The sequence below is a fragment of the Frigoribacterium sp. PvP121 genome (assembly GCF_017833115.1).
Lineage (GTDB): Bacteria > Actinomycetota > Actinomycetes > Actinomycetales > Microbacteriaceae > Frigoribacterium > Frigoribacterium endophyticum.
This window is the reverse complement of the sequence record NZ_JAFIBR010000001.1, coordinates 396,531-421,138: the sequence shown is the minus strand read 5'-3', so window position 1 is coordinate 421,138 and position 24,608 is coordinate 396,531. Positions and strand designations below refer to the sequence as shown.

Genomic DNA, 24,608 nt, shown 5'->3' with positions numbered 1-24,608 from the left:
GCGCTCCCTACGACCTGAGCCGGACGCCGCTGGGCGTCGGGGCGAACCCCGCGTCGCGCAGGGCGTCGCCGAACGGGGTGCCGAGCACGAACTCGCCGTCGACGCGCTCGACCGCCAGCTTGCCGAGCCGGGACCGCACCACCGAGGCGAGCGACCCGGCCGCGAGGGCCAGCTCTCGGTCGTCGGGCTCGCCGAAGGTGAGGATCGTCTTGCCCCCGCGCTCGACGTAGATCGTGAGACGGCCGTCGACCAACACGACGAGAGACCCTGCCTTGCGCCCGGGCCGGTGGCCGGCCTTCTTCTTGGCGGCGGGCGCCGACGCTGCGGAGGCGGTGGTCGCGCCGCCGGCACCGGCACCGGCACCGCCCGTCGCGGTCGCCGAGCTCGTCGTGGCGTCGGCCGTGCCGCCGCCGCCTGCCCCGGCCTCGGCCGCGCCACCGGTCGACGACGACCGGCCCCCGGGGGTCGGGTCGAGCACGCCCTCGGGCGCCTGCCCGGGCCAGGGCAGCGCCGCGCCGTAGGGGTTCGCGGGGTCGGTCGCCGCGAGCGTCACGACGGGGATCTCGCGCCCCCGCCCCGCGGCGGCGAGGGCGTCGTCGTCGCGGCGGTCGGTCTCGTCGCGCACGAACGAGCGCAGCCGGTCGACGGTCGGGCCGGTGGCGAACTGCGCCGCGCCGAGCCCCTCGACGAAGTAGCCGCGCCGTGCCCGGCCCGACTCCTCGAAGCCGCTCAGCACCTTGTAGACCGTCGAGAACCCGCCGCGCACGCCCTCGTTGGCGACCGCGCCGCGCGTCACCACGCCGTGCCGCTCGAGCAGGATCTCCGCCATCGCGGCGGCGCGCACCGTCGCGTCGGGCTCGGCGAGCGGCAGCAGCGACCAGCGCCCGCCGACCGTCGGCGGCCCCGCCTGCCGGGGCATCGTGACGCGCCCGCGGCTCCGGTACGACGAGCGCGAGCGGGTCGGCGTGCGGGGCCGCGGTGCCTTGCCGCCGACCTGGGTGCGGAGCGGCGCGAAGGTGTCGTTCGTGATCTGCCCGGCCCAGACGAGATCCCAGATGGCGGTGACGAGGGCGTCGTCGTCGGTGCTGCCCACCGCGTCGGAGAGCTGGCGGAAGAAGTAGGCGCCGCCGCCGGCCAGCGCGGCGAGCACCTCGCGCTGCAGCTCGTCGGTGTCGGTGCCGAGCGGCTCGGGCAGGGTGACCTGGGCGCCGTCGGCGAGGTGCAGGCTGACCCAGCCGTCGTTGCCGGCCAAGCTGCCGGAGCCCGACCAGATGACCTCGCCCGTCGCGGTCAGCTCGTCGAGCATGCCGCTGGAGTAGTCGGTGACGCGGGCGGGCAGGATGAGCGACTCCCACGCGGAGGCCGGCAGCGCGACCCCGCTGAGCTGGTCGATGACCTGGACGACGCCGTCGAGCCCCCGCAGGCCGCTGCCCTTGGTGCCCGTGGCGACGTGCTGCCAGGCGGGCAGGAAGCGCCCGAGCGTGTCGGGAGCGACGGGCTCGACCTCGTGGCGGAGCGCCGCGAGCGAGCGGCTGCGCAGGCGGCGCAGCACCTCGGCGTCGCACCACTCGCTGCCCTGGTGCTTCGGGCGGAACTCGCCCTCGACGACGCGCCGCTGCACGCCGAGCCGACGCAGGGTCTCGAGCACGACGGCGGTGCCGAGGCCGAGCCGCTCGGCGACGGCGAGCGGCGTGAACGGGGCGTGGGTGCGGGCGAAGCGGCCGACGAGGTCGCCGAGCGGGTCGTCGACGGGCTCGACGAACGCGGTCGGCACGCCGATCGGCAGGGCCACCCCGAGGGCGTCGCGGAGGCGCGAGGCGTCCTCGATGCCGGCCCAGCGCTCGACGCCGGCGTGCGTGAACCGCAGCACGCGGTTCGACCGCGCGAGGTCGGTCAGCGCGGCCTCGAGCTTGCCGAGGGCCTCGTCGTCGGGCTCCGCCGCCGCCGACCCCGCGGTCTCGGCCAGCCAGCTGCGCTCGACGATCTCGGCGGTGGTGAGGGGCCCGAGCAGGCGGAGCAGGTCGACGACGCCCTCGACGTCGCGGGCACGGCGGTCGGGCGCGAGGCGCTGCAGCTCGAGCTCGTGCTGGTCGATGACGTCGGCGTCGAGCAGCTCGCGGAGCTCGGCGCGGCCGAGGAGCTCCTGCAGCAGGGTGGAGTCGAGCGAGAGCGCGGCCGCGCGGCGCTCGGCGAGGGGCGAGTCGCCCTCGTACATGAACGCCGCGACGTAGCCGAAGAGGAGCGAGCGCGCGAAGGGCGACGGCACCTCGGTCTCGGTCTCGACGACGCGCACGGCCCGGGTCTCGAGCTCGCGGGTGAGGCTCATCAGGGCGGGCAGGTCGTACACGTCTTGCAGGACCTCGCGCACCGCCTCCAGCACGATCGGGAACTGCGGGTACTTGCGCGCGACGTCGAGCAGCTGCGAGGCCCGCTGGCGCTGCTGCCAGAGCGGCGATCGGCGGCCCGGGTTGTACCGGGGCAGGAGCAGGGCGCGGGCGGCGCACTCGCGGAAGCGCGAGGAGAAGAGCGCCGAGCCGCCGACCTCCTCGGTGACGATGTCGTCGAGCTCGTCGGGCTCGAAGCGGAAGAGCTCGGCCCCGGGAGGCTCGGCGTCGGTGTCGGGGATCCGCACGACGATGCCGTCGTCGGCCGCCATGGCGCCGCCGTCGACGCCGAGCTGGTCGCGGATGCGGGCCGACACCGCGAGGGCCCAGGGCGCGTGGACCTGCATGCCGTAGGGGGAGTGGAGGATGAGGCGCCAGTCGCCGAGCTCGTCGCGGAAGCGCTCGACGACGAGGGTCGTGTCGGTGGGAACGTGGCCGGCGACCTCGCGCTGCTCGGCGATGAAGGCGATGAGGTTCTTGGCGGCCCGCTCGTCGAGGCCGCCGGCCGCGACCCGCGCCGCGGCGTCGTCGGCCGACGAGCCCGCGAGCTCGCGGAGGTACCCGCCGATCGCGCGGCCGAGCTCGGCGGGGCGGCCGATGCCGTCGCCCTTCCAGAACGGCACGCGACCGGGCTGGCCGTAGGCGGGGGAGACGAGCACGCGGTCGTGCGTGATGTCCTCGATGCGCCAGCTCGTCGCGCCGAGCGCGAAGACGTCGCCGACGCGCGACTCGTAGACCATCTCCTCGTCGAGCTCGCCGACGCGGGCGGCCTTCTCGCCGACCATGAAGACCCCGAAGAGGCCGCGGTCGGGGATCGTGCCGCCGCTCGTGACGGCGAGCCGCTGCGCGCCGGGCCGGCCGGTGAGCGTGCCGTGCACACGATCCCAGACGATGCGGGGCCGCAGCTCGGCGAACTCGTCGGACGGGTACTTGCCGCTGAGCAGGTCGAGCGTCGCGTCGTAGGCCGATCGGGGCAGGGTCGCGAAGGGGGCGCTGCGGCGCACGGTGTCGAACCACTCGTCGGCGTCGATCTCGTCGAGCGCGACCGCGGCGACGGTCTGCTGGGCGAGCACGTCGAGCGGGTTCGTCGGCACCCGGAGCTCCTCGATCAGGCCGGCGACCATGCGCTCGGCCGCGACCGCCGAGTGGATCAGGTCGGCACGGTGCTTCGGGAACATCACGCCCCGCGAGGTCTCGCCGACCTGGTGCCCGGCCCGGCCGATGCGCTGCAGGCCGCTGGCGACCGACGGCGGCGACTCGACCTGGATGACGAGGTCGACGGCGCCCATGTCGATGCCGAGCTCGAGCGAGCTGGTGGCGACGACGCAGCGCAGGCGCCCGCTCTTCAGGTCGTCCTCGATGATGGCGCGCTGGTCTTTCGAGACGCTGCCGTGGTGCGCGCGGGCGAGGAGCGGCTCGGAGCCCTGGGTCTGCCCGCTGCCGCCGATCAGCTGGGCGGGAGCGCCGCCTCCGACCGCGGGGTTCCGCTTCGGGCCAGCCGGTGCGGCCGGCGCGAAGGGGTCGACGGCCAGGTCGGCCTCGTCGCCGACCGCCCCGGCGGCCGCGCCCACGGCGACCAGCTCGCGGCCGACCGTGGTCGACCTCGACTCGGCGACGGCCTCGTCGCCGCCCGTGCGCTCGAGGTAGATGTCGTTGAGGCGGGCCGTGAGGCGCTCCGCCAGCCGGCGGGAGTTCGAGAAGACGATCGTCGACCGGTGGTCGAGGATCAGGTCGACGATGCCCTCCTCGACGTGCGGCCAGATCGAGCCCTGCGGGGCCGACCCGGCGGCCGAGCCCTCGAGCGGCGCGGCCGTGCCGAGCTCGGTCATGTCGTCGACCGGCACGACCACCTTGAGGTCGAAGGTCTTCTCCGACCGGGGGTTCACGATCGTCACGGGCTTGCGGCCGGAGAGGAAGCGCGCCACCTCCTCCGGCGGGCGGACCGTGGCGGAGAGCCCGATGCGCTGGGCGGGCTTGTCGAGCAGGCCGTCGAGGCGCTCGAGCGAGAGCGCGAGGTGGGCGCCGCGCTTGGTGGCGGCGACGGCGTGCACCTCGTCGACGATGACGGTGTGCACGCCCTTGAGGTTCTCGCGGGCCGCGGAGGTGAGCATCAGGTACAGCGACTCGGGGGTCGTGATGAGGATGTCGGGCGGGGTGCGCTGCAGCAGGCGGCGGTCGCCCGACGAGGTGTCGCCCGACCGCACGCCCACGGTCAGCTCGGGCGCCTCGATGCCGAGGCGTCGCGCGGTCTGGGTGATGCCGACGAGGGGCGAGCGGAGGTTGCGCTCGACGTCGACGCCGAGGGCCTTGAGGGGCGAGATGTAGAGCACCCGCGTGCGGTGCTCGCGCGCCTCGGGGGCGGGCCCGCTGGCGAGCGTGTCGATCGACCAGAGGAACGACGCGAGGGTCTTGCCCGACCCGGTGGGCGCGATCACGAGGGCGTCGTCGCCGGCGCTGATGGCCTCCCAGGCCCCGACCTGGGCGAGCGTCGGCGCCGGGAAGGCGCCGCGGAACCACTCGCGGGTCGCGGGGGAGAACTTCTCGAGCACGTCGGTCATCGTGCAGGCCATCCTGCCCTGCACCCCCGACAACCGGCCGGGCGGGCGCGGCTACGGTGGTCGCATGCCGAACCTGCTGCACCTCGACTCGTCCGCCGACCTCGGGGCCTCGCGCTCGCGGGCGATCACGGCCGCGTTCGCCGCCGCGTGGCGGTCGCTCGGCGACGACCACACCGTCACCCGTCGCGACCTGCACGCCGACCCGCTGCCGCACCTCGCCGACGCCGCGCTGCACTGGCCGCCGCGCCTCCGCCCGGCGGGCTCGTCGCCCGACCCGGCCGCGGAGGCCCTGCAGCAGGAGCTCATCGCCGAGCTGGTCGCGAGCGACGTGGTGCTCGTCGGCGCTCCCCTCTACAACTACACGGTGCCGTCGACGCTCAAGGCCTGGATCGACAACGTCCACCTGCCCTCCGTCACGGCGCCGCTCGACGGCGACGACCAGCAGCCGATGGCGGGCCGCCCGGCCGTCGTCGTCACGAGCCGCGGCGGCGCCTACGACGCGGGCACGCCGACCGCCGGCTGGGACCACGCCGTGCCCGTGCTGCAGCAGGTGCTCGGCGGGGCGCTCGGGATGGCCGTGGAGGTCATCACGACCGACCTCACGCTCAGCGAGCTGCTCGCGATGCCGGCGGAGGCGCGCGAGAGGTCGGAGCAGGAGCTCGCCTCCGCCCTCACGGCAGCGGGCGACGCCGCGCGTCGTCTCGGCTGAGGTGGCGAGCCCCTCGCGGTCGCGCCTCGCGCGGCGCGCCCGGGCGGCGACGGCCCGGGCGCTCGGCTTCCTGTCGGCGATCGCCGCCGTCGTCGGCCTCGTCTCGCTCGCCAAGGGCAGCGTCGGCGTCGGGGTCGTCCTCCTCTTCGCGGCGTTCGTGCTCGTCGCGGTCGCCTGGGCGATCGTGCGGGCGGCCGTCCGACGCGCGGCGCCCGGGCGCGCGACGACGAGGCGCTGAGCGCGACCGGACGGAGGGCCGCTCCGGCCCGGTCCGCCTGGCCGGGCGGACCGATGTCGGCGGCGACGCCTACGCTCGTCCCCATGCACAGTCGCACCCTGGGCCGCACCGGCCGCGAAGTCTCCGTCATCGGCCTCGGCACCTGGCAGCTCGGCGCCGACTGGGGCGACGTCTCCGAGAGCGACGCCCTCGAGGTGCTCGGCGCCTCCGTCGAGTCCGGCGTCACCTTCTTCGACACCGCCGACGTCTACGGCGACGGCCGCAGCGAGCAGATCATCGGCACGTTCCGCGCCGCGAACCCCGACGTGCCGCTGACCGTGGCCACGAAGATGGGCCGCCGCGTCGACCAGGTGCCCTCGAACTACGTGCGCGAGAACTTCATCGCGTGGACGGACCGCTCGCGGCGCAACCTCGGCGTCGACACGCTCGACCTGGTCCAGCTGCACTGCCCGCCGACGGCCGTCTACTCCGACGACGCCGTCTACGACGCCCTCGACGAGCTCGTGGCGAACGGCGCGATCGCGGCCTACGGCGTCAGCGTCGAAGAGACGGCGCAGGCCCTGACCGCCATCGCCCGCCCCGGCGTCTCGACCGTCCAGATCATCCTCAACGCCTTCCGGCTCAAGCCCCTCGACGAGGTGCTGCCCGCCGCCCAGCGCGCCGGGGTCGGCATCATCGCCCGCGTGCCCCTGGCCAGCGGCCTGCTCTCGGGCAAGTACACGACCGAGACGACCTTCGCCGAGAACGACCACCGCAGCTTCAACCGGCACGGCGAGGCCTTCGACCAGGGCGAGACCTTCAGCGGCGTCGACTTCGCGCAGGGCGTCGCCGCCGCGCGCGAGTTCGCCGAGTCGGTGCCCGAGGGCGTCACGGTGCCGCAGGCGGCCCTCGCCTGGATCGTCGACCAGCCCGGGGTCAGCACGGTCATCCCCGGCGCCCGCAACGTCGAGCAGGCCCGGGCCAACGCGGCCGCCGGCGACGTCGAGCTGGAGGAGGGCCTCGACTCCGAGGTCGTCCGCATCTACGACCAGTACTTCCGCGACCAGGTGCACCCCCGCTGGTGACCGCGCTGCCGAGCGGTCACGACGCGCTCGTCGGCGGGTCCGCCGGCCGCGTCTCGTGACCTCCCGGCGGCACGATCGTCAGTCGTGCCGGGTGCCCTCGCCCGCCAGCACCGCGCGGTAGCCCTCGCGGTAGGTCGGGTACGTGAACGTGAAGCCCGTGCCGCGCAGCAGTGCGTTCGACAGCCGCTTGTCGCCGCCGGCCTGACGACCGCGGGGAGGCGCGGGCGCGGGGGCCGCGACGCCCAGCTCCGCGGCGAGGAAGGTCAGCACGTCGTCGAGCCGCACCGGCTCGTCGTCGGTGACGAGGTAGACCGGCCCGATCATGGCGAGCCCGGCCAGGTGCACGATGGCGGCCGCGGCGTCGTCACGGTGCACGCGGTTCGTGTGCGGCGACGTGCCGGGCTGCTCGGCGAGGGTCGCGTCGCCGCCGCGCACCTGCTGGATCAGGCGCTCCCGGCCGGGGCCGTAGATGCCCGAGAGCCGCAGCAGGGTCGCGTGCGGTGCGCGCTCCCGGAGCAGCGCCTCCGCCTCCACCAGCACCGCCGCCGTCGGGCTCGCGCCCGTCGCGGGGGTCTCCTCCGTCACCACGCTGCCGTCGTCGACGTCGTAGACCGCGGTCGACGACACCACGAGGAGTCGCGGGTCGGCCGCCGAGGACTCGATCGCGTCGAGCACCCGGCGCAGCCCGTCGACGTACGTCGCCCGGTACTCGTCCGGATCACGGCTGCCCGCGGCCAGGGCGACGACGACCACCGTGGCGTCGTCGTCGATGACGGGGGTCTCCGTGCGCAGGTCGACGGCACGGCCCTCGAGGGGCGCGGGCACGAGCTCGGCGCGCCGCCTCAGGCCCACCACCCGGTGCCCTGCGGCGGCGAACCGCAGCCCTGCCTCGGTGCCCAGGTCTCCGCAGCCGGCGATGTAGACGCTCATCCGTCGAGGCTAGCGGCGCAGGCTGGGCGTGCCGCGTGCCCGCCGTGCGGCAGCGACGCGCGGAGCGCCCGCGCTCAGAGGTGCTCGAGCGTCGCCGGGTCGAGCTGCCCGTCGAAGAACTTCGCGAGTGCGTCCGAGAAGCGTCGCTCGGACGGGTCCGCCTGGGCGAAGAGCGTCAGCGACGAGCGCAGCTTCGTCGCGTCGACGTCGCCGAGCACCGCGACGGCGTCGTCGCCGGGCAGCTCGAGCAGGGCGTCGACGCTGTCGAGCAGCCGCGGGCCGAGCAGCGGGTGCGCCAGGTAGGCGCGGGCCTCGCCGATCGAGCCGATCGCGTAGCGGCGGGACGTCTCGCTCGTGCCCAGGCCGGCCGCCTGCGGGAAGACGAACCACATCCAGTGGGTGCGCTTGTTCCCGTTCCGCAGCTCGCGGAGGGCGCGGTCGAAGGTGCCGTCCGCCTCCTGGGCGTCGACGAAGCGCTCGAGGTCGTGGCGGGCGAGGAGCTCGGAGTGGTCGGTCATCGCTCCGGTCTACCCCTGCGGCGGGTCGCTGTCCTCCTGGGCGGGTCAGCGCCCGCCAGCCCGCGAGGACGCGGACCCGCCGCACCCGGGGAGGCGGTGGCCCAGGAGGACGCGGACCCGCCGACCACGCCCACGCCCCCGAACACCGTGCTCGACTCCGCGCACCAGACGCGTTAGTCTGGTCGGCTGCCCGCCGGGCGGCGCGCACCGCCGCACGCCCCTGCGGCCGAGGGCCGACATGACCCCCAGCACCAGCACCCCCGAGCCGACCGAGCCCCGCACCGGCGGCACCGCCCCGACCACCGCCGGCACCACCGCCGGCACCGCCGCGGCGACCGTCCGCACCACGCACCCCGTCACCGGCGCCGTCGTCGAGCAGGTCGTCGTCCCGGCGACGATCGACGCGCCCGACGCCGCCGACTTCGTCGAGTCGGTCGCGGTCGAGAACGCCGTCCGGCGCGCCGCGGTCGGCAGCGACGAGCTGTCGTGGAGCCCCGCCGAGCTGCTCACCGGCTACCTCGACACGACGTGGTCCGACCGGCGCCGGTTCGTCCTCCGCGAGAACGGCGTCGTCGTCGCGGTCGGCGACTACGAGACGCGGCGCTCCGGCGACGCCGCCGGCACCGCCTGGCTCGACCTCTGCGTGCTGCCCGAGGTCGGGCGCCGCGGCTTCGGCACCGTGCTCGCCGACCACCTCGAGGCGCTCGCCGCCGCCGAAGGGCGCACGCAGCTGATCGCCTACGTGCGGTCGCGGGGCGACGGCGAGCCCCGGCTGACCCCGCCGACCGGTGCCGGCTCGGTGCCCGCGACGAACGTCGAGGTGCGGTTCCTGCGCGGGCGAGGGTGGCAGCTCGGCCAGGTGATGCGCTGCAGCCGCCTCGCGCTGCCGCCGGACGAGGAGGCGCTGGGCGAGATCCGAGACCGGGCCCGCGCCTCCGCCGGTGACGACTACCGGCTGCACTCGTGGGTCGGGCGCTCGCCCGAGCGCTGGCTCGCCGACCTGGCCCTGCTCGAGACGCGCATGAGCACCGACGCCCCCGCGGGCGGCGTGCCCGAGCCCGAGGACGTCTGGACGGCCGAGCGGTTCCGCGACGAGGAGGAGCTCGCGCTCGCCGGCCCCCGCACCCGCTTCACGGCCGTCGTCGAGCACGTGCCCTCGGGGCACCTGGTCGGCTTCAGCCAGCTGGCGGCGCCGGCCGACCTCGCCTCGCCCGCGTTCCAGCAGGACACCCTGGTGCTGCGCGAGCACCGCGGGCACCGGCTCGGCTGGCTGCTCAAGGTCGCGACCACCGACCTGCTCACCGCCGAGCGCCCGGGCCACCCCGCGGTCATCACCTTCAACGCGGAGGAGAACCGTCCGATGCTCGACGTCAACGAGGCCGTGGGCTTCGTCCCGCTCGAGCACGAGGGAGTCTGGAGCAAGCAGCTGCCGGCCCGGTAGGAGGCGCGGGGCGGGCCGCGCGCACCGCCGCGGCCCCCGGGGAGGCGCGGTGCCGGCCCCGGGGCCACGACCGTCGGTCGGTGCCCGCGCTGCCACCTCGGGGAGGCGGCTGTCAAGGCCCGACCCGACCCGCGACTCCGGCCTAGCGTCGTGAGGTGCCGGCGGGAGGGGCAGCCTCCCGCCGGCACCTCACCGCCACCGACGTCGAGAGGACCGCCGTGCCCCCCTTCACCCCGCAGCACGCCATCGTCACCGGATCCGATTCCGGCATCGGCCGGGCGACGGCCGTGGCCCTCGCCGTCGCCGGGCTCGACGTCGGCGTCACCTGGCTCGACGACGAGGCCGGGGCCGAGGCCACGGCCGAGGAGGTCCGCTCGCACGGGCGCACCGCCCACGTCGCGCAGCTCGACACGACCGACCTCGAGCGCTGCGGCGACGTGGTCGACGAGTTGGCCGACCGGCTCGGCGGCCTCGACGTCTTCGTGAACAACGCCGGCACCGGCGCCTCCGAGCTCGTCGTCGACATGTCGGTGGCCGAGTGGCGACGGGTCGTCTCCGCCGACCTCGACGGCGCCTTCGTCTGCCTGCAGCGGGCCGCGCGCCGCATGGTCGCCGCGGGCCGGGGCGGCCGCCTGATCGGCGTGACGAGCGTGCACGAGCACCAGCCGCGGGTCGGGTCGGCGGCCTACGACGCCGCCAAGCACGGCCTCGGCGGGCTGCTGAAGACGATGGCCCTCGAGCTCGGCCGGGCGGGCATCACGGTCAACGCCGTCGCCCCGGGCGAGATCGCGACGCCGATGACCGGCCAGACCGACGTCGACCCGACGGGGGTCGACCGGCCGGGCATCCCGCTCGGGCGCCCCGGCGACGCGTGGGAGATCGCGTCGGTGATCACCTTCCTGGCGTCGCCCGCCGCCGGGTACGTGACGGGCGCCTCCTGGGCCGTCGACGGCGGCATGCTGCAGATGGGCCCGCAGGCGGGGTCGCACCTGCAGAGCGACAGCTGGCGGAGCGTGTAGCGGGCGGCCGCCTCAGCCCTCCGCGACGAAGTCCGCGCTGACCTCGGCGCGCACCTCGACGTCGGCGGGCACGAGCGCGAACGCCAGCGAGCCGTCGTCGGCCGAGGACGGGGACGCGGCGCGTGCGAACAGGGCTGGCCCGCCCGCCGCGCCCGCGCCTCCGGCACCCGGGCGCAGCCCCGGCTCCCAGAGCGACTTCAGCGTCGGCGTGCCGAGGCCGAGGGCGTCGGCGTAGTCGACTGCGCGCACGACCGCGTCGGCGACCGCGGCGACCCGTGCCGCCCGGTCGACCTCGGGTCGCCGGTCGTGGCTCAGCGACCACTCGACGCCCTCGACGGCGACGCCCTCGAGGGCCGCGATCCCCGCGACCCAGCGGGCGAGCACGGCGACGTCGGAGAACCGCACGGCGACCGTCGACCGCGAGCGGACCAGCCCGGTGGAGGCGCGGGTGCCGTCCTCCTGCCAGGCACCGGGCACGGGCCCCACGGTCACGTCGTGGGCGCTCCACCAGGTCGCGGCGCCCTGACGGCGGTGCACGGTGGCCTCGGCGGTGACCCGGTCGTGCAGGGCGACGCTGTCGCGGAGCACCTGCTCGCGGTCGGTGCCCTCCCTCGCGAGGCCGAGGCGCACGGTGCCGCGCTCGGCCCGGTGCCGGTGCGTCGCCGTGCCGGTGACGGAGATCGTGACCACGGGGCGCTCCCGCCTAGCGGACGGCGGGGTCGTCGACGGTGCCGATGCGCCGGCCGGCGTCGACGGCGAGGGCGTCGGCGTCGGTGGTCGCGGGGGCGTCGGGTGCGGCCGCGGGGGCAGCCGCACGGTCGGGTGCGCCGCGGTCGGCCGCCGCGACGTCGGTGTCGCTGTCGCTGTCGCGCGTGTCGCTGTCGCGCGTGTCGGGGTCGAGGCCGGCCAGCGGGTTGGTCACGCGCGAGATGAACGCGTTGAGGTCGTCGAGCTCCTCCTGGCTGATGCCGTGGGCGAGGCCGGGGTAGACGGTCTCCTCGACGTCGGCGTGCGCGGCGAGCCAGTCGGCGGTGCGCTGCACGGCGTCGAGGGGGATGACCGCGTCGACGTCGCCGCGGCCCCAGAAGACGTCGGGGCGGACACGTGCGAGCTCGGCGTCACGACGCGACGTGGCCTCCGAGTCGTCGGGAACGACGAAGCCCGCGAGCACGGCCGCCCAGGCGAAGCGCTCGGGGGCGTGGCGCAGCAGCTGCAGCGTCAGCGAACCGCCCTGCGAGAAGCCGAGCAGGGCCACCGACGGGTGCGCGTCGCCGAGCGAGTCGACCCACGCGAGCACCGCCTCCGCGGCCTCGTCGACCGGGCCGGGCTCGGGCGAGCCGGGCAGCGCGAGCGGGTACCAGGAGTGCCCGTCGCCGTGCGGCAGCGGAGCCCGGAGGGAGGCGATCGCCAGGTCCCGGGGCAGGTACGGAGCCAGCCCGATCAGGTCGCCCTCGTGCGACCCGACGCCGTGCAGCAGCACGAGCAACGGGCGGCCGGCACGCTCGGCCTCGTCGGTGGACCAGCGGACGAGGGCGGCATCGATGGTGACCATGGGCCGAGCCTAGCCAGCGGGGCGTCGCGGGGCGCGCCTCCTCGTGCTCTGCTCGTCGTGAGCTGCCGCCGCCTCGCGCCGTGCCCGCGCGCTCGCCTCGGGGCGTGCCCGCCCGGGGGCGGCGGTCGCAGGCGTGTTCGCCCCTAGCGTTTCGTCGCCCGGGCGCCGCGCGCTGCCTGTAGACATGGGCCATGAGCTCCGTGCAGACCCCCGACCCCAATCCCGGCTGGCTGTCCGAGGAGGAGCTGCACTCGATCCGCCAGCGGCTGCCGATCCTCTACGTCGAGGCCGTGCCGGTGCGGGTCGACGGCATGGGCATCGTCACCGAGGTCGGCGTGCTGCTGCGGGCGTCGCCCGAGGGCGAGATGTCGCGCATGCTCGTGTCGGGCCGCGTGATGTACGGCGAGAGCCTGCGCACCGCGCTGTTCCGCCACCTGGAGAAGGACCTCGGGCCCATGGCGTTCCCGCAGCTGCCGCCGTCGCCGGTGCCGTTCCAGGTCGCCGAGTACTTCCCGCTGCCGGGCTCGTCGGTGTACACCGACGCCCGCCAGCACGCGGTGTCGCTCGCCTACGTCGTGCCTGTCACGGGCACCTGCGAGCCGCGCCAGGACGCTCTCGAGCTCACCTGGCTGACCCCGCACCAGGCCGCGAGCCCCGAGGTCGCCGACGAGATGGAGGGCGGCCGCGGCGCCCTGCTCCGCTCCGCCCTCGCCTCCGTCGGCGCCCTGCACTAGCGCCCGCTTCTCGCTGAGGAACCCCGTTTTCGCACGGGAACCCTGCCGCGGCGGGGTTCGTGAGCGAGGACGGGGTTCGTCTCGGCGGTGCGACCCGATTCCTCCACAGGGGGAGGCGCGGGTCGCGACTGCACAGGGCAAGACGTGTGGCCCCGTCGCGTCGGCATCACGGTCGCAGGATCGTCGTCATGCCTCTGCTCTCGCCACCCCCTCAGTCGCCCCACCGACCTCTGCCTGAGCCTCTCGTCGGCTCGATGATCCACCGTTCGTCGCTCGTACGGTCGGGTCGCGACGACCGAGCGCTCCGCCGGGCGGCCGGACGGGGCGAGCTGGTGCGGGTCGCCCCGGGCACGTACGTCCCCGCTGCCGAGTGGGTCGCTGCGTCTCCCGAGCAGCAGCACGCCCTCATCGTGCGCGCCACCGTCGCCAGGACATCGTCCGACATCGTCGTGTCGCACCGGTCGGCCCTCGCCGTGCACGGGTTCCCGGTCTCCTCTCCGATGCCGCCCCGGGTGCACGTCATCGACCGGTCACGGAGCGCGACGAAGACCACGGGCCTGATGGTCAGGCACAGCGCCGCGCTGGCCGACGCCGAGATCGTCGACGTGGGCGGGCTCAAGGTCGTGAGACCCGTGCGGGCCGCGTCGGACGTCAGCCGGCTCGAGAGCCTCCGGTCCTCCGTGATGGCGCTCGACCACGGTCTCCGTCTCGGAGCGTTCGACCGTGGGTCGCTCCAGGCCGCGGTCGAACGTGCTCCTCGCGTCGGCCGACGACGCGCGCTCATCGCCCTCGACCTCGCCGACGCGCTGGCGGAGTCGCCGGGTGAGTCGCTCAGCCGCGTCGTCATGGTCGAGATCGGGGTGCCGCTGCCCGTGCTGCAGCGAGAGTTCTGGGACAGGTGGGGTCTGATCGGCCGCGTGGACTTCTGGTGGCCAGGCCTCGGCGTCGTCGGAGAGTTCGACGGCCTGACGAAGTACCTCGAGCTCGCCCGGCGGTCCGGGCGCAGTCTCGATCAGGTGAAGATCGACGAGAAGAAGCGGGAAGACCGCATCCGCGCCCTGCCTGAGGTGCGCGGCTTCGCTCGGTGGGACTGGGCCACGGCGAACGACCCGAGCCGGCTGGCAGCGGTGCTGGCTGATGCTGGTGTCGCTCCCGTCCGACGATGAAACACCCCGCCTTCACACCGGAACCCTGCCGCGGCAGGGTTCCGATGCGAGAACGGGGTGTCTCGGGGTCAGCGGAGCAGCGAGCTGCTGGCTCAGCGACCGCCGCGCTGGCCGCCGCCGCTGCGCGGCTTGCCGCCGACGAGGCCGCCGACCTTGAGGCCGCCGGGGCGACCGCCGTCGGAGGAGGCACGGCGCGAGCCGCCGCCGGCACCGCCGCCGGAGCGCTGCCCCTGCGAGGCGGCGAAGTCGGCCTGGTCGTTGCGCACCGCGTTGGTGCGGCTCTGGCCGCCGTCGCTCTGCGCACGGCGCCCGGTCTGGCGGGTGCCGCGAGCCTCGTCGCGCGAGTCCTCGCGCACGGGCGTCACGGCGCCGCGGCCCGACTCGGTCGAGTAGAAGGTGGAGGCGCCGCCCCGGGGCGCGGCGTCGCGGCGCGAGCCGCCGTCGCGCGAGCCCTGGCCGGAGCCCTGACGCGAGCCGCCGGAGCGACCCGCACCGGCACCGCCGCGACCGGCCTCGGAGCCGCGACCCGCGCCTCCGGCCCGTCCGCCGCCGGCACCGGCACCGGCCGCCGCGGGGCGACCCGAGCGGTCGGCGCGGGCGATCGGGTTGCCCTGGCTGTCCTGACGGGCGGCACGCTTGCGCTGGGCGTTGGCGCCCTGCGAGCGACCGCCGCCACCGCCGCCCTGCTGCTGCACGGCGGCACGGGGGGCCGGCTTCACGTACGCGGCGACCTCGCCGACGAGCGCGGCGACCTCGGGCGACGACGGGGTGACCGACGTGATGGTCGGGCGGATGTCCGCCTTCTTCATCAGCTGGGCGACGTCGCGCTTCTGGCTGGGGATGACGAGGGTGACGACGTCGCCCTCGGCGCCGGCGCGGGCGGTGCGGCCCGAGCGGTGCAGGTACGCCTTGTGCTCGGTCGGCGGGTCGACGTGGATCACGAGCTCGATGTCGTCGACGTGCACGCCGCGGGCGGCGACGTCGGTGGCGACGAGCACGCGGGCCGAGCCGTCCTGGAAGGCGGCGAGGTTGCGGTCGCGCTGCGGCTGCGAGAGGTTGCCGTGCAGGTCGACGGCAGGGATGCCCGAGTCGGTGAGCTGCTTGGCGAGCTTCTTCGCGTGGTGCTTGGTGCGCATGAAGAGGATGCGGCGGCCCTTGCCCGAGGCGAGCTTCTCGACGAGCGCCTTCTTGGTGTCGAGCGACTCGGTCTCGAAGACGTGGTGGGTCATCTTGGCGACGGGCGAGTTCGCCTCGTCGACCGAGTGCAGCACCTCGTTGTGGAGGAACTGCTTGACCAGCTTGTCGACGCCGTTGTCGAGGGTCGCGCTGAACAGCAGGCGCTGGCCGTCGTTCGGGGTGGCCTTCATGATGCGGGTGACGCCGGGCAGGAAGCCCAGGTCGGCCATGTGGTCGGCCTCGTCGAGCACGGTGACCTCGACGGCGTCGAGCTTGATGAAGCCCTGCTTCATGAGGTCCTCGAGGCGGCCGGGGCACGCGATGACGATGTCGACGCCGGCCTTGAGGGCCTGCACCTGGCGGTTCTGCGAGACGCCGCCGAAGATCGTGGTGGTGCGCATGCCGTAGGCCGCGGCGAGCGGGGCCAGCACGGCGTCGATCTGGGTGGCGAGCTCGCGGGTCGGGGCGAGCACGAGGCCCAGGGGGCGACCGGCGCGACGGGCGCCGCCGGCCAGCGCGCCGCCGAGGCGCGCGGCCATCGGGATGGAGAAGGCGAGGGTCTTGCCCGAGCCGGTCTTGCCGCGGCCGAGCACGTCACGGCCGCCGAGGGTGTCGGGCAGCGTGTCGATCTGGATCGGGAAGGCGTTCTCCTTGCCGTCCTTCGCGAGGGCGGCGACGATCGGGGCCGGGACGCCGAGCGAGGCGAAGGAGGCGGTGGGGGCGTCGGCGACGTCGGTGGCGTCGGTGGCGTCGGTGACGGGGAGCGTGGTGGACATGCGTGCCTTTCAGGGGCAGGGTGTCGAGCCGGGCCGGGCTGCGGACGGCCGCGACGTCTGCGCGGGGCGCGGACGGCAGGGCGGTGCAGAGCCGGAGAGCGGCTGTCGTAGCCGGGCTCGAGGTGTGGCGACGGTGCAGGTGTGCACGATCGTTTCGCCGCAGAGTGAGCTTCGCGCGCCTGCTGGGTGCCTGGGTGTGTGCCAGGTCGGGAGGCGGGGAGGGGCGTGCTACGACGCAGGGGACCGAACGGATCGATCCACAAGTGGCCCCAGTCTAGCGGCTGAGGCCACCGAGCGCGACAGGCGTCGGACGAACGGTCAGGAGAAGAGGCCGCCGAGGGCCTTGCCGAGGGCCGACCGGCGTCGGTGCCAGCCGTGGGCCTCGAGGGTCTCCTTGACCGGGCCGACGACCTTGGCCGAGCTGAAGGTGTACGTCCCGCTGACCGTCCCGGCGCTGCTCTCGGTGTTCAGCTCGGAGCGCTTGTACTCGTGCGTCTCGGGCAGCAGCGTGATGCGGAGGGCGTAGCTGCTCCTCGCGCTGCCGACCATGCCCTGTGCGTCTTTCCAGACCCATCGGGCGACGATGCGCTCGCCCTCGACGGCGACGGTGAACGGGTGCCGCGGGTCGCGGCCCAGGTCGAGCAGGGCCTGGGTCACGGCCTCCGGGCTGGAGGCGGCTGCGGGCGGCGTCGTCGAGGTCACGAGGTCACGGTAGCGGACCGACCGTCCTGCCGCGAGGTGCACCGTGGTTGACTGGCCGGGGGGCGCGAGGGTCGTGTCCCGTCACTCGGAAGGCCCGGAACCCATGCGCGCATCCATCGCCGCCTCGTCCCTGCTCACCGCGGTGGTGCTCACCGGAGCACTCGCCGGCTGCACCGCCTCCGCCTCCGCCAACCGCACGGTCTCGGCCGACAAGTTCGCGACCTCGGTGGCGGACGCCCTCGAGGAGCAGGTCGGCACCCGCCCCGACGTCGACTGCGGCGACGACGCGATCGACGTCGTCGACGGTGAAGAGGTCCACTGCGACGTCAACACCCCGGGCTACGACGTGGTCTACGACTCCGTCTCGGTCGTGAACACCGACGACGGCGAGAACTACACGGTGTCGGTCACGGTCGACTCCGAGCCGAAGAGCTGACCGCGGCACGTCTCGACGACGCCGAGAGCCCCGTACCCGTCGACCGGGTGCGGGGCTCTCGGCGTCGTCGCCGGGCCGACCCTCAGAGGAGTTCGTGCTGCAGGGCCGCGCTGCCGATCACCTGGCGCAGCACGGGCACCAGGTCGAGCGCCTGCGCGGAGTTGCACGTGCCGGCGATCTCGAGCACGTCCGTGAAGGCGCCGCGCGGCAGGACCGCGACGTGGGCGGCCTGGAAGAGCGTGCCCGCGTAGTCCGTGGCGAAGCCCGCCTCGACACGGAAGGCGTCCAGGCCGAACGTCGTGGTGCGCTCGCGGCCGAGCTCCTCGTACTCGGGCGCGGCCTCGAGCCGGGCTGCGGTCGCCGCCGCCGCCTCCTCGAGCGAGACCTCGCCGGCGACGCGGGTGACCGTGACGCAGACGTTGGGGCGGTAGCCCGCCGTGGGGGCGTCCGCGGCGACCGCGACGAGCGCCTCGGGCAGGAGCAGGGGGCCCCAACCCTCCGGGGCCTCGAGGGAGACGCTGGGGCGTGCCGGGAACTCGGCGCTGGGGTGGGAGATGGTGGTCATGCCTGCCGTCCGTTCGTGGTCGTCCATGGTCTCAGAAACCGAAGTTCTTCTTGATGTCGGAGATCATCTCCTTGGGGCTGAACGAGACGCCCAGCTCGGCGCCGCCGCCGCCGCCCAGGGCTCCGCCGCCCTTGAGGTGGAGGCTGACGTCGTCCCAGGTGAACGACGTCTCGGCCTTGGCCTCCACGCCCACCCCGGCCCGCACGTCCGCGCCCACCTCCGCGGAGATCCCGAAGAACTCCGCCTCGGCCTTGGCTCCGGCCTTGGCGCCCGCGAACGCCTCCACCCCCGCCTTGGCCGAGATGCCGTCCGGGCCTGCGCTGGCGGCCGCCGACGCATCGGCCTTCGCCCCGGCGAAGGCGTCGGCGGAGCCGCCGACCGACCCCGGGCCGACCTCGTACTTGCCCTTCGCCGCCGCGGACGCCCCCGCCACCGCGGTGGCCGCCGCCGACAACTCGACGCCGTCGGTGCCGTTGATCTTCGCCTCGGCGTCCGCCCCGGCCTTCGCGCCCGCGAACGCGTCGGCGTCGCCGCTCATCTCGCCGAGGCCGCCCAGGTCGACCTTGCCCTCCGCATGGGCCTCGCCGCCCGCCATCGCGTGGGCGCCCGCCTTGGCCGAGAGGCCCTCGGGGCCCACGGCGTACGAGGCCGACGAGTCGGCCTTCGTGCCCGCGAAGACGTCGGTCGAGCCCTCCATCGAGCCGAGGCTGCCCCAGTCGAGCCGCCCCTCGGCCTCGGCCCCCGCGCCCCACGAGCTCTCGGCCTCGGCCGAGCCCGACGTGCCGTCGGCGGAGGAGGTCGCCGACGAGGTCGCCGTCGTGCCGGTCCAGGCGTCGGCGGAGCCCGAGACGATCGGTCGGCCGCCCTCGATGCCCGAGATCGCGGCCGCCGCGGCGGCCTCGGCGTCGTCGAGCTCAGCGACCAGGCCGTCGATCTCGGTGGCCAGGGCGTCGTTGCGGCCGGCGAGCCCGTCGTCGTCGCCCCAGTCCTCGCCGTCGTCCACCGCGGCGACGTCGGAGCCGAGCGCCGACACGTCGCTCCTGAGCGTCGCCAGCTTGGCCTTCGCGGCCTCGACCGCGTCGGCGTAGGTCTCCAGGGCCCCGGCCACGGAGTCGAGGGCGGCGTCGTACGCCTCCGCGGCGGTCGGCACGCCCAGCATCGCCGTCACGAGCTGGCCGACCTCGGGGGCGTCGTAGGCGAGGCCGAGGCTCTGCCAGCTGGCCTGCATGCGGCCGGCGGCCGCGGAGACCTCGCCACCGCTCGACCGGAGCGTGGCGGCCGCTCCGCGCAGCGCCTCGGGGTCGGCGTCGATCGTGGGCAGCGACCCGGCCCCCACCAGGGAGCTCACAGTCCGAACCTCCGGAAGCCGTGGGCCGCCGACGAGCCGGCCTCGGCCACCAGGGCCATCGCCAGGTCGGCCGCGACGTACGCGGCCGTCGCGGTGGTGGCGGCCGTGGTGCAGGCCCCGGCTTGTCGGGCCAGCGCGGGCAGGCTGTCGAAGCGCTCGGCGAAGAACGTCGTGAGCGCGGCGCTGACCGCTCCGGCCCCCGACGCCGCGACGGCGCTCTCGGCGGCGCCCTGGATCGCCGCGTGGAGGTCGGGCAGCGCCTCGACCTCGGCCGCGACGCTCGACGTCACGCTCGACACCCCGCCCGGAGAGATGCTGTACCTGCTCATGGAAGAGACCCCCTCGGTCCACACGCCCCCGCGCGCGCCCGCCGGCGGCAACAGGGACGACCTGTACGTGCACGCGAGCATAGCCGAGGCACGGTCACCTCGTGCGGAGAGGGGCCGGCCAGCGCGACGGGCCCGCGCGACGGGCCCGCGCGCCCCCCCAGCGCGCCCCGCCCGCGCGCCCGGTCAGTGCGCCCCGTGGTACCTCTCGCCCACCGGGATCTCCACGGCGACGCGGTTGCCCGGCTGGGCGAGCGGGCAGGCCCAGGCCGGGTCGTACGCGCAGCTCGGGTTGTAGGCGAAGTTGAAGTCGAGCACGATCGAGCCGGGCTCCGAGCCCGGGCCGAGGTCGGCGCCCTTGACGGTGTCGACGAGGTAGCGGCCGCCGCCGTAGGTGCCGCCGGGCTTCCCGGCCAGGGCGTCGCCGACGGGCACGAAGAGGCCGCCGCCGTACGAGCGCAGGCGCCAGACGTCGAGGCTGCCGACCCCGGGCACGTCGACCAGGCCCACGCGGTCGAAGGGCACGTCGCCGTCGGTGCCGGTGGTGACGGTCATGCGGTGCGGCTCGGCGGGCGTGATCGGCACCTCGAACCGCCAGGCCGGGTCGTACGGCGCGGTCGGCAGCCCGGTGAAGACGGGGCGGTCCTCCGGCAGGAGCGGCGTCACGGGGTTCGTCGCGAACAGCTCGTCGCGGGTGCGTCGCCACAGGTCGTGGGCCGCCGCGAGGTCGGTCGCCTCGCGCACCTGCCGGTAGAGCCCGTGGATCGTCCGCCGCCAGGCCGCGAGGTCGAGCCCCGAGTCCACGGTCGAGACGGGGGAGGCGAGCTCCGGGGAGGCGGAGGGCACGGAGGAGTCGAGGGTCGGGTCGGTCACCGGCTCGACGCTAGACCCGGGCCCTCCTCGTCGACCGGGAACGTGCGCCCGGGCCAGCCCGCCGAGGTTCAGCCCGCGTGGCGCGGGTGCGCGTCCGGCGTGCGCCAGGTCGGCGCCAGCTGCTTCATGCGCAGCGCCCGCCACTGCCAGACGGCCCACAGGCCGGGCCAGAGCAGCACGCCGACCGGACCGGCGTGGAAGACGAGGCGGTCGCGCAGCAGCGTCTCGCCGTCGCCGATCGGGGAGACGGCCATGCGGTGGTCGATGCGCATCGAGGCGAACTGGCCCGAGGTGCCGCGGCCGGTGTCGCGCTGGATCCAGGCCCCGTCGCGCTCGTGCCAGTCGAGGTCGACGTGCGTGTGCCCCAGCGAGACCAGGCCGAGGATGCGCGCCGAGACCGGGTGCGCCTCCTCGTCCCAGCGGTGGGGGAACCCGCCCGGCTCCTCCGAGCGGTAGACGACGAGGGGCTTCGTCACCGCGACCATGACGGCGGGGTCGCGCAGCGCGTCGGCGGCGGCGTCGACGGGGCAGGCGAGGCGGATCTTGAGCTGCACGTGCATGGGTCGAGTGTGCACCCCCGGTGCTGGGCGAGCCCCGCCGCGCCCCGCCGCACCGCGCGGCCCCGCCGCCCCGCACCGCGCCCCGCCGCCCGGCCCCCCGCCGCGTAACGCGCCGCAACACCCGCGACCCGCGCGCGCCCCCGACGTAGCCTCGACGGGTGAGCGAGCCCCAGCAGCAGAAGTACCAGGTCCGGTTCGACCACGGCGTCCCGGGCGCGGCCCGCGTCGTGGCGGGCGCCCACGTCGTGGTCGTCGTCGACGTGCTCGACGGGCACGGCCTCCTCGCGCGGGCCGAGGTCCTCGACCGCGTGGCGGACCTCGTCGACGACGGGGCCGACCTGCTCTTGGTGACCGCCGCCTCCGCCGCCGCCGACGTGGCCCGGCACGTGCTCGCCCGGCAGTCCCGCCGAGGCGACCGCGCGGTCGTCGCCGTGGTCGCGGCCGGGTCGGTGGACGACGACGGGTTCCGCCCCGCCGTGGAGGACCAGCTCGCCGCCGGGGCCGTCGTCGACGCGCTCGCCGCGGCCGGCGTCGACTTCTCGTCGCCCGAGGCCGCGCTCGTCTGCGCCGCGGCCGTCTCGCTGCGGCGCGCGTCCGCCCACCTGCTCACCGCCTCCGTCTCCGCCGCCGAGCTGGCCGGCGCCGGCCGGGCCGACGTCGTCGCGGCCGCCCGGGCCCCTGAGCAGCCGCTGCACGTCGCCGGGGAAGAGCGCGCGCGGGCGTAGCGTTCACCTCGACGGGCCGGGCCGAGCCGGCCGGGCCCGGACGGACCCCAGAGGAGGAACGATGAAGGCAGTGCTGAGCGACGGCACCGTGGTGGCCGAGGCCCCGAAGGACGACCTGATCTCGATCGAGGGCAACTGGTACTTCCCGCCTGCGAGCGTGAAGACGGAGCTGCTGACCGAGAGCCCGACGCAGTACCACTGCCCGTGGAAGGGCGACACCCAGTACTTCAGCGTGACGTCGGGCGACACCCTGCTGCAGGACCGCGCGTGGAGCTACCCGACCCCGATCCCCACCTCGTTCGAGCGCGTGGGCCGGGACTACTCGGGCTACGTCGCGTTCTGGAAGGACGTGCAGGTCGTCGAGTAGACGGTCTGACGGGTGCGGCGGGTCGCCGTCCTCCCCGGCGGGTCAGCGATGGCCCGCCCGCGAGGACGGCGACCCGCCGCACTGCTGTCTCCGGGCGACGTCAGCCCGCGGCGAGGCGCGCCCGGTGCGCCCGGACCTTGGCGCGGTTGCCGCAGCGCTGCATCGAGCACCACCGCCGGCTGCGGCCCCGTGACTCGTCGCGGTAGACGAGGCCGCACTCGGGGTTGGAACAGCGCCGGAGGCGCGAGTCGTCCCCGCCGCCGAACCCCACCTCGTCGAGGAGGCGGACGGCGTCGCGCGCGACGGAGGCCAGGGCCTGACCCAGCCGCAGCCGCCCCGCACCCGCCTGGCGCCTCCCGCCCGCGAGGGTCGGCGGCACGTCGGGGGTGGCCGCGAAGAGGTTGAGGGTGTCGACGTCGTCGGGGTCGGGCGAGGTGGCGTCGGTGGCGGCGACGGCGAGGCGGGCGACGGCGTCGCGCAGGGCGCGCGCGTCGGCCAGCTCGCGGTCGGAGGCGGCGGCGCCCACGCCGGGCCAGCGCTCGGCGACCCAGTCGTCGAGGTCGGCGGTGAGCAGCAGGCCGTCCCACGGCACCGAGCCGTCGGCCGGCAGCGCGAAGCCCGACTCCGGGCCGAGCCGCGAGCCCGCCCGGAACCCGCCGAGGTACGCGAAGTCGAGGCTGAGCGCCCCCGAGTCGAAGAACCACGGGGTGCCCGTGTCGGAGCGCAGCCACTGACCAGTCACCTGACCACCCTAGGCGGTGTCGCGGCCGCGGCTCAGACCTCGCGCTTCGTCCAGGTGATCACGTGTGCGGGGTCGTAGCTCCGCGCGCACCGGCCGCAGGTCAGCACCTTCGTCGGACGACGGTAGCGGTGGTGCTCGTGGCCCGCGGGGCAGACCCCCACCCAGGGCGCCAGCTCGGTGGCGACGGCGCCGTCGTGCAGCCGCCCGCCGACGTAGCCGAGCTCGGCGGCGGTGGCCCGCCAGCGGGGCCCGTGGCCCGCCCGCGCCCCGGCGATCGCGTGGGCGACCTCGTGCAGCAGCACCTGGTGGATCTCGTCGTCGTCGTAGCGGCCGGCGAGGTGCCGCGACACCGAGATGCGCTTCGCCGTGTAGTTGCAGAGCCCCGCGCGGGTCTTCGCCGCGTCGAAGGCGAAGCTCCACACCGCGGGGTCGAGGTGCAGGGCGATGAGCGCGTCGGCCCAGCGCCGCACCCGGTCGAGGTCGGCCACGGGAGGGTCAGGAGGCGCGGGTCAGCGGCGGGGGAACGGCCACGTCGTCGGCTGGTCGTCACGGGGCAGCTCGTCGACCACGCCGGTCACGCCGGTGGTGCCGCGGCGCGGCTCGTCGTCGCGCGAGCCGTCGGCCCGTGCGTCGCCGCGCCCGTCGCCGCGGGCGGCGCGCTCGGCCCGCTCCGTGCGCTCACGGTGCGCCGAGGCGTTGGCGGCGAGGCCCGAGATCTTGCTCCACAGGCCGGCGTCGGCGCGCGGCGGCAGCTCCGGCTGGGGGTCGCCCGCCGGGGCGGGCTGGCTGGGGCGCCACGAGCCGGCCGGGGCCGAGCCCGGGGCCACGGCGGCGGGCCGCTCGTCGTCGGCCGGCGCCGTGGTCGGCACCAGGGCGTCGGAGGGTCGGGAGAGGTCGACGGGGTTCGTGTCGCCGGGTCGGGCCTCGAGGTCCGACGCGGGGACGGCCCCGGGAGCCGGCGCGGGGGCGACCACGGGAGCCGCCGCGGCAGGTGCGTTCGCCGGCGGGGCCGCGCTGACCGGCTCGACCGGGCCCGTGCCCGACAGGTACGCCCGGAGGACGCCCTCGATCGCGCGGCGGAGACCCTCGACGCGGTCGCGCGGGGCGCCGGTGGCCTCGAAGGCGACGACGGCCTGCTGCAGGGCCTCCTGCGCCTCGTCGTGACGGCCCAGGTCGAACAGCGTGTAGCCCTCGAGCTCGGCGGCGGCGGTCTCGAGGTCGCGCCACTCCTCGGTCGAGGCGGTGATGCGGCTGGTGTGCAGGTCGTTCAGGGCGCGCTCGAGCTTGCCCTGCTCGCGGAAGATGTGGGCGCGGCGGATGCGCGCGGCGGTCGAGTCGGCACGGTCGCCCGTGAAGTGGGCGAGGCGGAACGCTTCCTCCGCGATCGCGAGGGCCTCGTCGAGGCGGCCCAGCGTGCGCAGCAGGTCGGCCCGCTCGCCGAGGGCGGAGGTGCTGCGGCTCTGCCCGAGGGCGGCGAGCCGGGCCTCGGCGGCGCCGACGTCGACGGCCGTGCGCAGGCTTACCGGGTCGAAGCCGGAGGCGGAGCTGTCGGGGCGCGCGCGGCCCTCCGAGGCGCTGCCGGGGCGGGCGCTGCCGGAGGCTGATCCGTGGGAGGGGTCGTGCTGGCTCATCGAGTACGAGGGTAACCGCCGGTGCGCGGAACTGGCCGTCCGCCGCGCACGCGACACGCGACTCCGTC

General features: G+C 75.6%; 25 protein-coding genes. 10 read left to right on the top strand and 15 right to left on the bottom strand.

Going from position 1 to position 24,608, the window contains the following annotated elements:
* Window positions 1–7: 7 nt before the first annotated feature.
* Window positions 8–4,942, bottom strand: coding sequence for a DEAD/DEAH box helicase (locus JOE43_RS01980; RefSeq protein ID WP_209514223.1), 4,935 nt, complete (start codon window positions 4,940–4,942; stop codon window positions 8–10).
* Window positions 4,943–5,006: 64 nt separating this feature from the next.
* Here JOE43_RS01980 and JOE43_RS01975 point away from each other — a divergent pair, with 64 nt between their 5' ends.
* From JOE43_RS01975 to JOE43_RS01965, 3 genes are all read left to right on the top strand, one after another.
* Window positions 5,007–5,651, top strand: a complete 645-nt coding sequence (locus tag JOE43_RS01975) for an FMN-dependent NADH-azoreductase (RefSeq protein WP_209514221.1) — start codon at window positions 5,007–5,009, stop codon at window positions 5,649–5,651.
* Window position 5,652: 1 nt separating this feature from the next.
* Window positions 5,653–5,889, top strand: a complete 237-nt coding sequence (locus JOE43_RS01970) for a hypothetical protein (RefSeq protein WP_209514219.1) — start codon at window positions 5,653–5,655, stop codon at window positions 5,887–5,889.
* A gap of 83 nt (window positions 5,890–5,972) precedes the next feature.
* On the top strand, window positions 5,973–6,953 hold the full coding sequence (locus tag JOE43_RS01965; RefSeq protein WP_209514217.1) for an aldo/keto reductase: 981 nt from the start codon (window positions 5,973–5,975) through the stop codon (window positions 6,951–6,953).
* A 78-nt stretch (window positions 6,954–7,031) separates the two neighbouring features.
* Here the strand turns inward: JOE43_RS01965 and JOE43_RS01960 are convergent, their stop codons facing one another.
* On the bottom strand, window positions 7,032–7,883 hold the full coding sequence (locus tag JOE43_RS01960; protein ID WP_209514215.1) for an NAD-dependent epimerase/dehydratase family protein: 852 nt from the start codon (window positions 7,881–7,883) through the stop codon (window positions 7,032–7,034).
* 74 nt (window positions 7,884–7,957) lie between these two features.
* Complete coding sequence (locus JOE43_RS01955) at window positions 7,958–8,401, bottom strand: DUF1810 domain-containing protein (protein WP_209514213.1); 444 nt, start codon at window positions 8,399–8,401, stop codon at window positions 7,958–7,960.
* Between the two features lie 238 nt (window positions 8,402–8,639).
* Between JOE43_RS01955 and JOE43_RS01950 the strand changes: the two genes are divergently transcribed.
* Window positions 8,640–9,842, top strand: coding sequence for a GNAT family N-acetyltransferase (locus tag JOE43_RS01950; protein WP_209514211.1), 1,203 nt, complete (start codon window positions 8,640–8,642; stop codon window positions 9,840–9,842).
* Window positions 9,843–10,060: 218 nt separating this feature from the next.
* The gene (locus tag JOE43_RS01945; protein WP_209514209.1) at window positions 10,061–10,861 is read left to right on the top strand and encodes an SDR family oxidoreductase; all 801 of its coding nucleotides are present in this window, start codon (window positions 10,061–10,063) and stop codon (window positions 10,859–10,861) included.
* 12 nt (window positions 10,862–10,873) lie between these two features.
* On the opposite strand, the gene JOE43_RS01940 is transcribed toward JOE43_RS01945, so the two are convergent.
* Window positions 10,874–11,551: an SIMPL domain-containing protein gene (locus JOE43_RS01940; protein ID WP_209514207.1), complete on the bottom strand. Its 678-nt coding sequence runs from the start codon at window positions 11,549–11,551 to the stop codon at window positions 10,874–10,876.
* Between the two features lie 13 nt (window positions 11,552–11,564).
* Complete coding sequence (locus JOE43_RS01935; protein ID WP_209514205.1) at window positions 11,565–12,413, bottom strand: alpha/beta hydrolase; 849 nt, start codon at window positions 12,411–12,413, stop codon at window positions 11,565–11,567.
* 191 nt (window positions 12,414–12,604) lie between these two features.
* Between JOE43_RS01935 and JOE43_RS01930 the strand changes: the two genes are divergently transcribed.
* Window positions 12,605–13,147 (top strand): NUDIX hydrolase family protein, encoded by a 543-nt coding sequence (locus tag JOE43_RS01930; RefSeq protein ID WP_056057579.1) that lies wholly within the window; start codon window positions 12,605–12,607, stop codon window positions 13,145–13,147.
* Window positions 13,148–13,401: 254 nt separating this feature from the next.
* Entirely contained in the window at window positions 13,402–14,313 is a 912-nt protein-coding gene (locus JOE43_RS01925; RefSeq protein ID WP_209514198.1) for a type IV toxin-antitoxin system AbiEi family antitoxin domain-containing protein, read from the top strand.
* Between the two features lie 92 nt (window positions 14,314–14,405).
* On the opposite strand, the gene JOE43_RS01920 is transcribed toward JOE43_RS01925, so the two are convergent.
* Both JOE43_RS01920 and JOE43_RS01915 read right to left on the bottom strand, forming a co-directional pair.
* On the bottom strand, window positions 14,406–16,265 hold the full coding sequence (locus JOE43_RS01920) for a DEAD/DEAH box helicase (protein WP_209514196.1): 1,860 nt from the start codon (window positions 16,263–16,265) through the stop codon (window positions 14,406–14,408).
* 318 nt (window positions 16,266–16,583) lie between these two features.
* Window positions 16,584–16,967 carry a hypothetical protein gene (locus JOE43_RS01915; RefSeq protein WP_209514194.1) on the bottom strand — a complete coding sequence of 128 codons (384 nt, stop codon included), beginning with the start codon at window positions 16,965–16,967 and terminating at the stop codon, window positions 16,584–16,586.
* A 103-nt stretch (window positions 16,968–17,070) separates the two neighbouring features.
* Between JOE43_RS01915 and JOE43_RS01910 the strand changes: the two genes are divergently transcribed.
* Window positions 17,071–17,403, top strand: coding sequence for a DUF4333 domain-containing protein (locus JOE43_RS01910; RefSeq protein ID WP_209514193.1), 333 nt, complete (start codon window positions 17,071–17,073; stop codon window positions 17,401–17,403).
* An 82-nt stretch (window positions 17,404–17,485) separates the two neighbouring features.
* On the opposite strand, the gene JOE43_RS01905 is transcribed toward JOE43_RS01910, so the two are convergent.
* From JOE43_RS01905 to JOE43_RS01885, 5 genes are all read right to left on the bottom strand, one after another.
* On the bottom strand, window positions 17,486–17,995 hold the full coding sequence (locus JOE43_RS01905) for an LpqN/LpqT family lipoprotein (protein WP_374072619.1): 510 nt from the start codon (window positions 17,993–17,995) through the stop codon (window positions 17,486–17,488).
* Window positions 17,996–17,999: 4 nt separating this feature from the next.
* Window positions 18,000–19,316, bottom strand: coding sequence for a hypothetical protein (locus JOE43_RS01900; protein ID WP_209514189.1), 1,317 nt, complete (start codon window positions 19,314–19,316; stop codon window positions 18,000–18,002).
* Window positions 19,313–19,645, bottom strand: a complete 333-nt coding sequence (locus JOE43_RS01895) for a DUF6507 family protein (RefSeq protein WP_209514188.1) — start codon at window positions 19,643–19,645, stop codon at window positions 19,313–19,315. The genes JOE43_RS01900 and JOE43_RS01895 overlap by 4 nt, the downstream gene beginning before the upstream one ends.
* A gap of 183 nt (window positions 19,646–19,828) precedes the next feature.
* Window positions 19,829–20,488 (bottom strand): DUF1684 domain-containing protein, encoded by a 660-nt coding sequence (locus JOE43_RS01890; protein ID WP_056059140.1) that lies wholly within the window; start codon window positions 20,486–20,488, stop codon window positions 19,829–19,831.
* A 95-nt stretch (window positions 20,489–20,583) separates the two neighbouring features.
* Entirely contained in the window at window positions 20,584–21,075 is a 492-nt protein-coding gene (locus tag JOE43_RS01885; RefSeq protein WP_209514186.1) for a hypothetical protein, read from the bottom strand.
* A 158-nt stretch (window positions 21,076–21,233) separates the two neighbouring features.
* Between JOE43_RS01885 and JOE43_RS01880 the strand changes: the two genes are divergently transcribed.
* Complete coding sequence (locus JOE43_RS01880) at window positions 21,234–21,800, top strand: hypothetical protein (protein ID WP_209514184.1); 567 nt, start codon at window positions 21,234–21,236, stop codon at window positions 21,798–21,800.
* 61 nt (window positions 21,801–21,861) lie between these two features.
* Window positions 21,862–22,167 carry a DUF427 domain-containing protein gene (locus JOE43_RS01875; RefSeq protein WP_209514182.1) on the top strand — a complete coding sequence of 102 codons (306 nt, stop codon included), beginning with the start codon at window positions 21,862–21,864 and terminating at the stop codon, window positions 22,165–22,167.
* Between the two features lie 100 nt (window positions 22,168–22,267).
* Here JOE43_RS01875 and JOE43_RS01870 read toward each other — a convergent pair whose 3' ends face one another.
* The 3 genes from JOE43_RS01870 to JOE43_RS01860 are packed head-to-tail and all read right to left on the bottom strand — an operon-like array spanning window position 22,268 to window position 24,540.
* The gene (locus JOE43_RS01870; protein WP_307803197.1) at window positions 22,268–22,909 is read right to left on the bottom strand and encodes a CGNR zinc finger domain-containing protein; all 642 of its coding nucleotides are present in this window, start codon (window positions 22,907–22,909) and stop codon (window positions 22,268–22,270) included.
* A gap of 32 nt (window positions 22,910–22,941) precedes the next feature.
* Window positions 22,942–23,397, bottom strand: a complete 456-nt coding sequence (locus JOE43_RS01865) for a SprT-like domain-containing protein (protein WP_209514180.1) — start codon at window positions 23,395–23,397, stop codon at window positions 22,942–22,944.
* Between the two features lie 21 nt (window positions 23,398–23,418).
* Window positions 23,419–24,540, bottom strand: coding sequence for a hypothetical protein (locus JOE43_RS01860; protein WP_209514179.1), 1,122 nt, complete (start codon window positions 24,538–24,540; stop codon window positions 23,419–23,421).
* Window positions 24,541–24,608 lie beyond the last annotated feature (68 nt).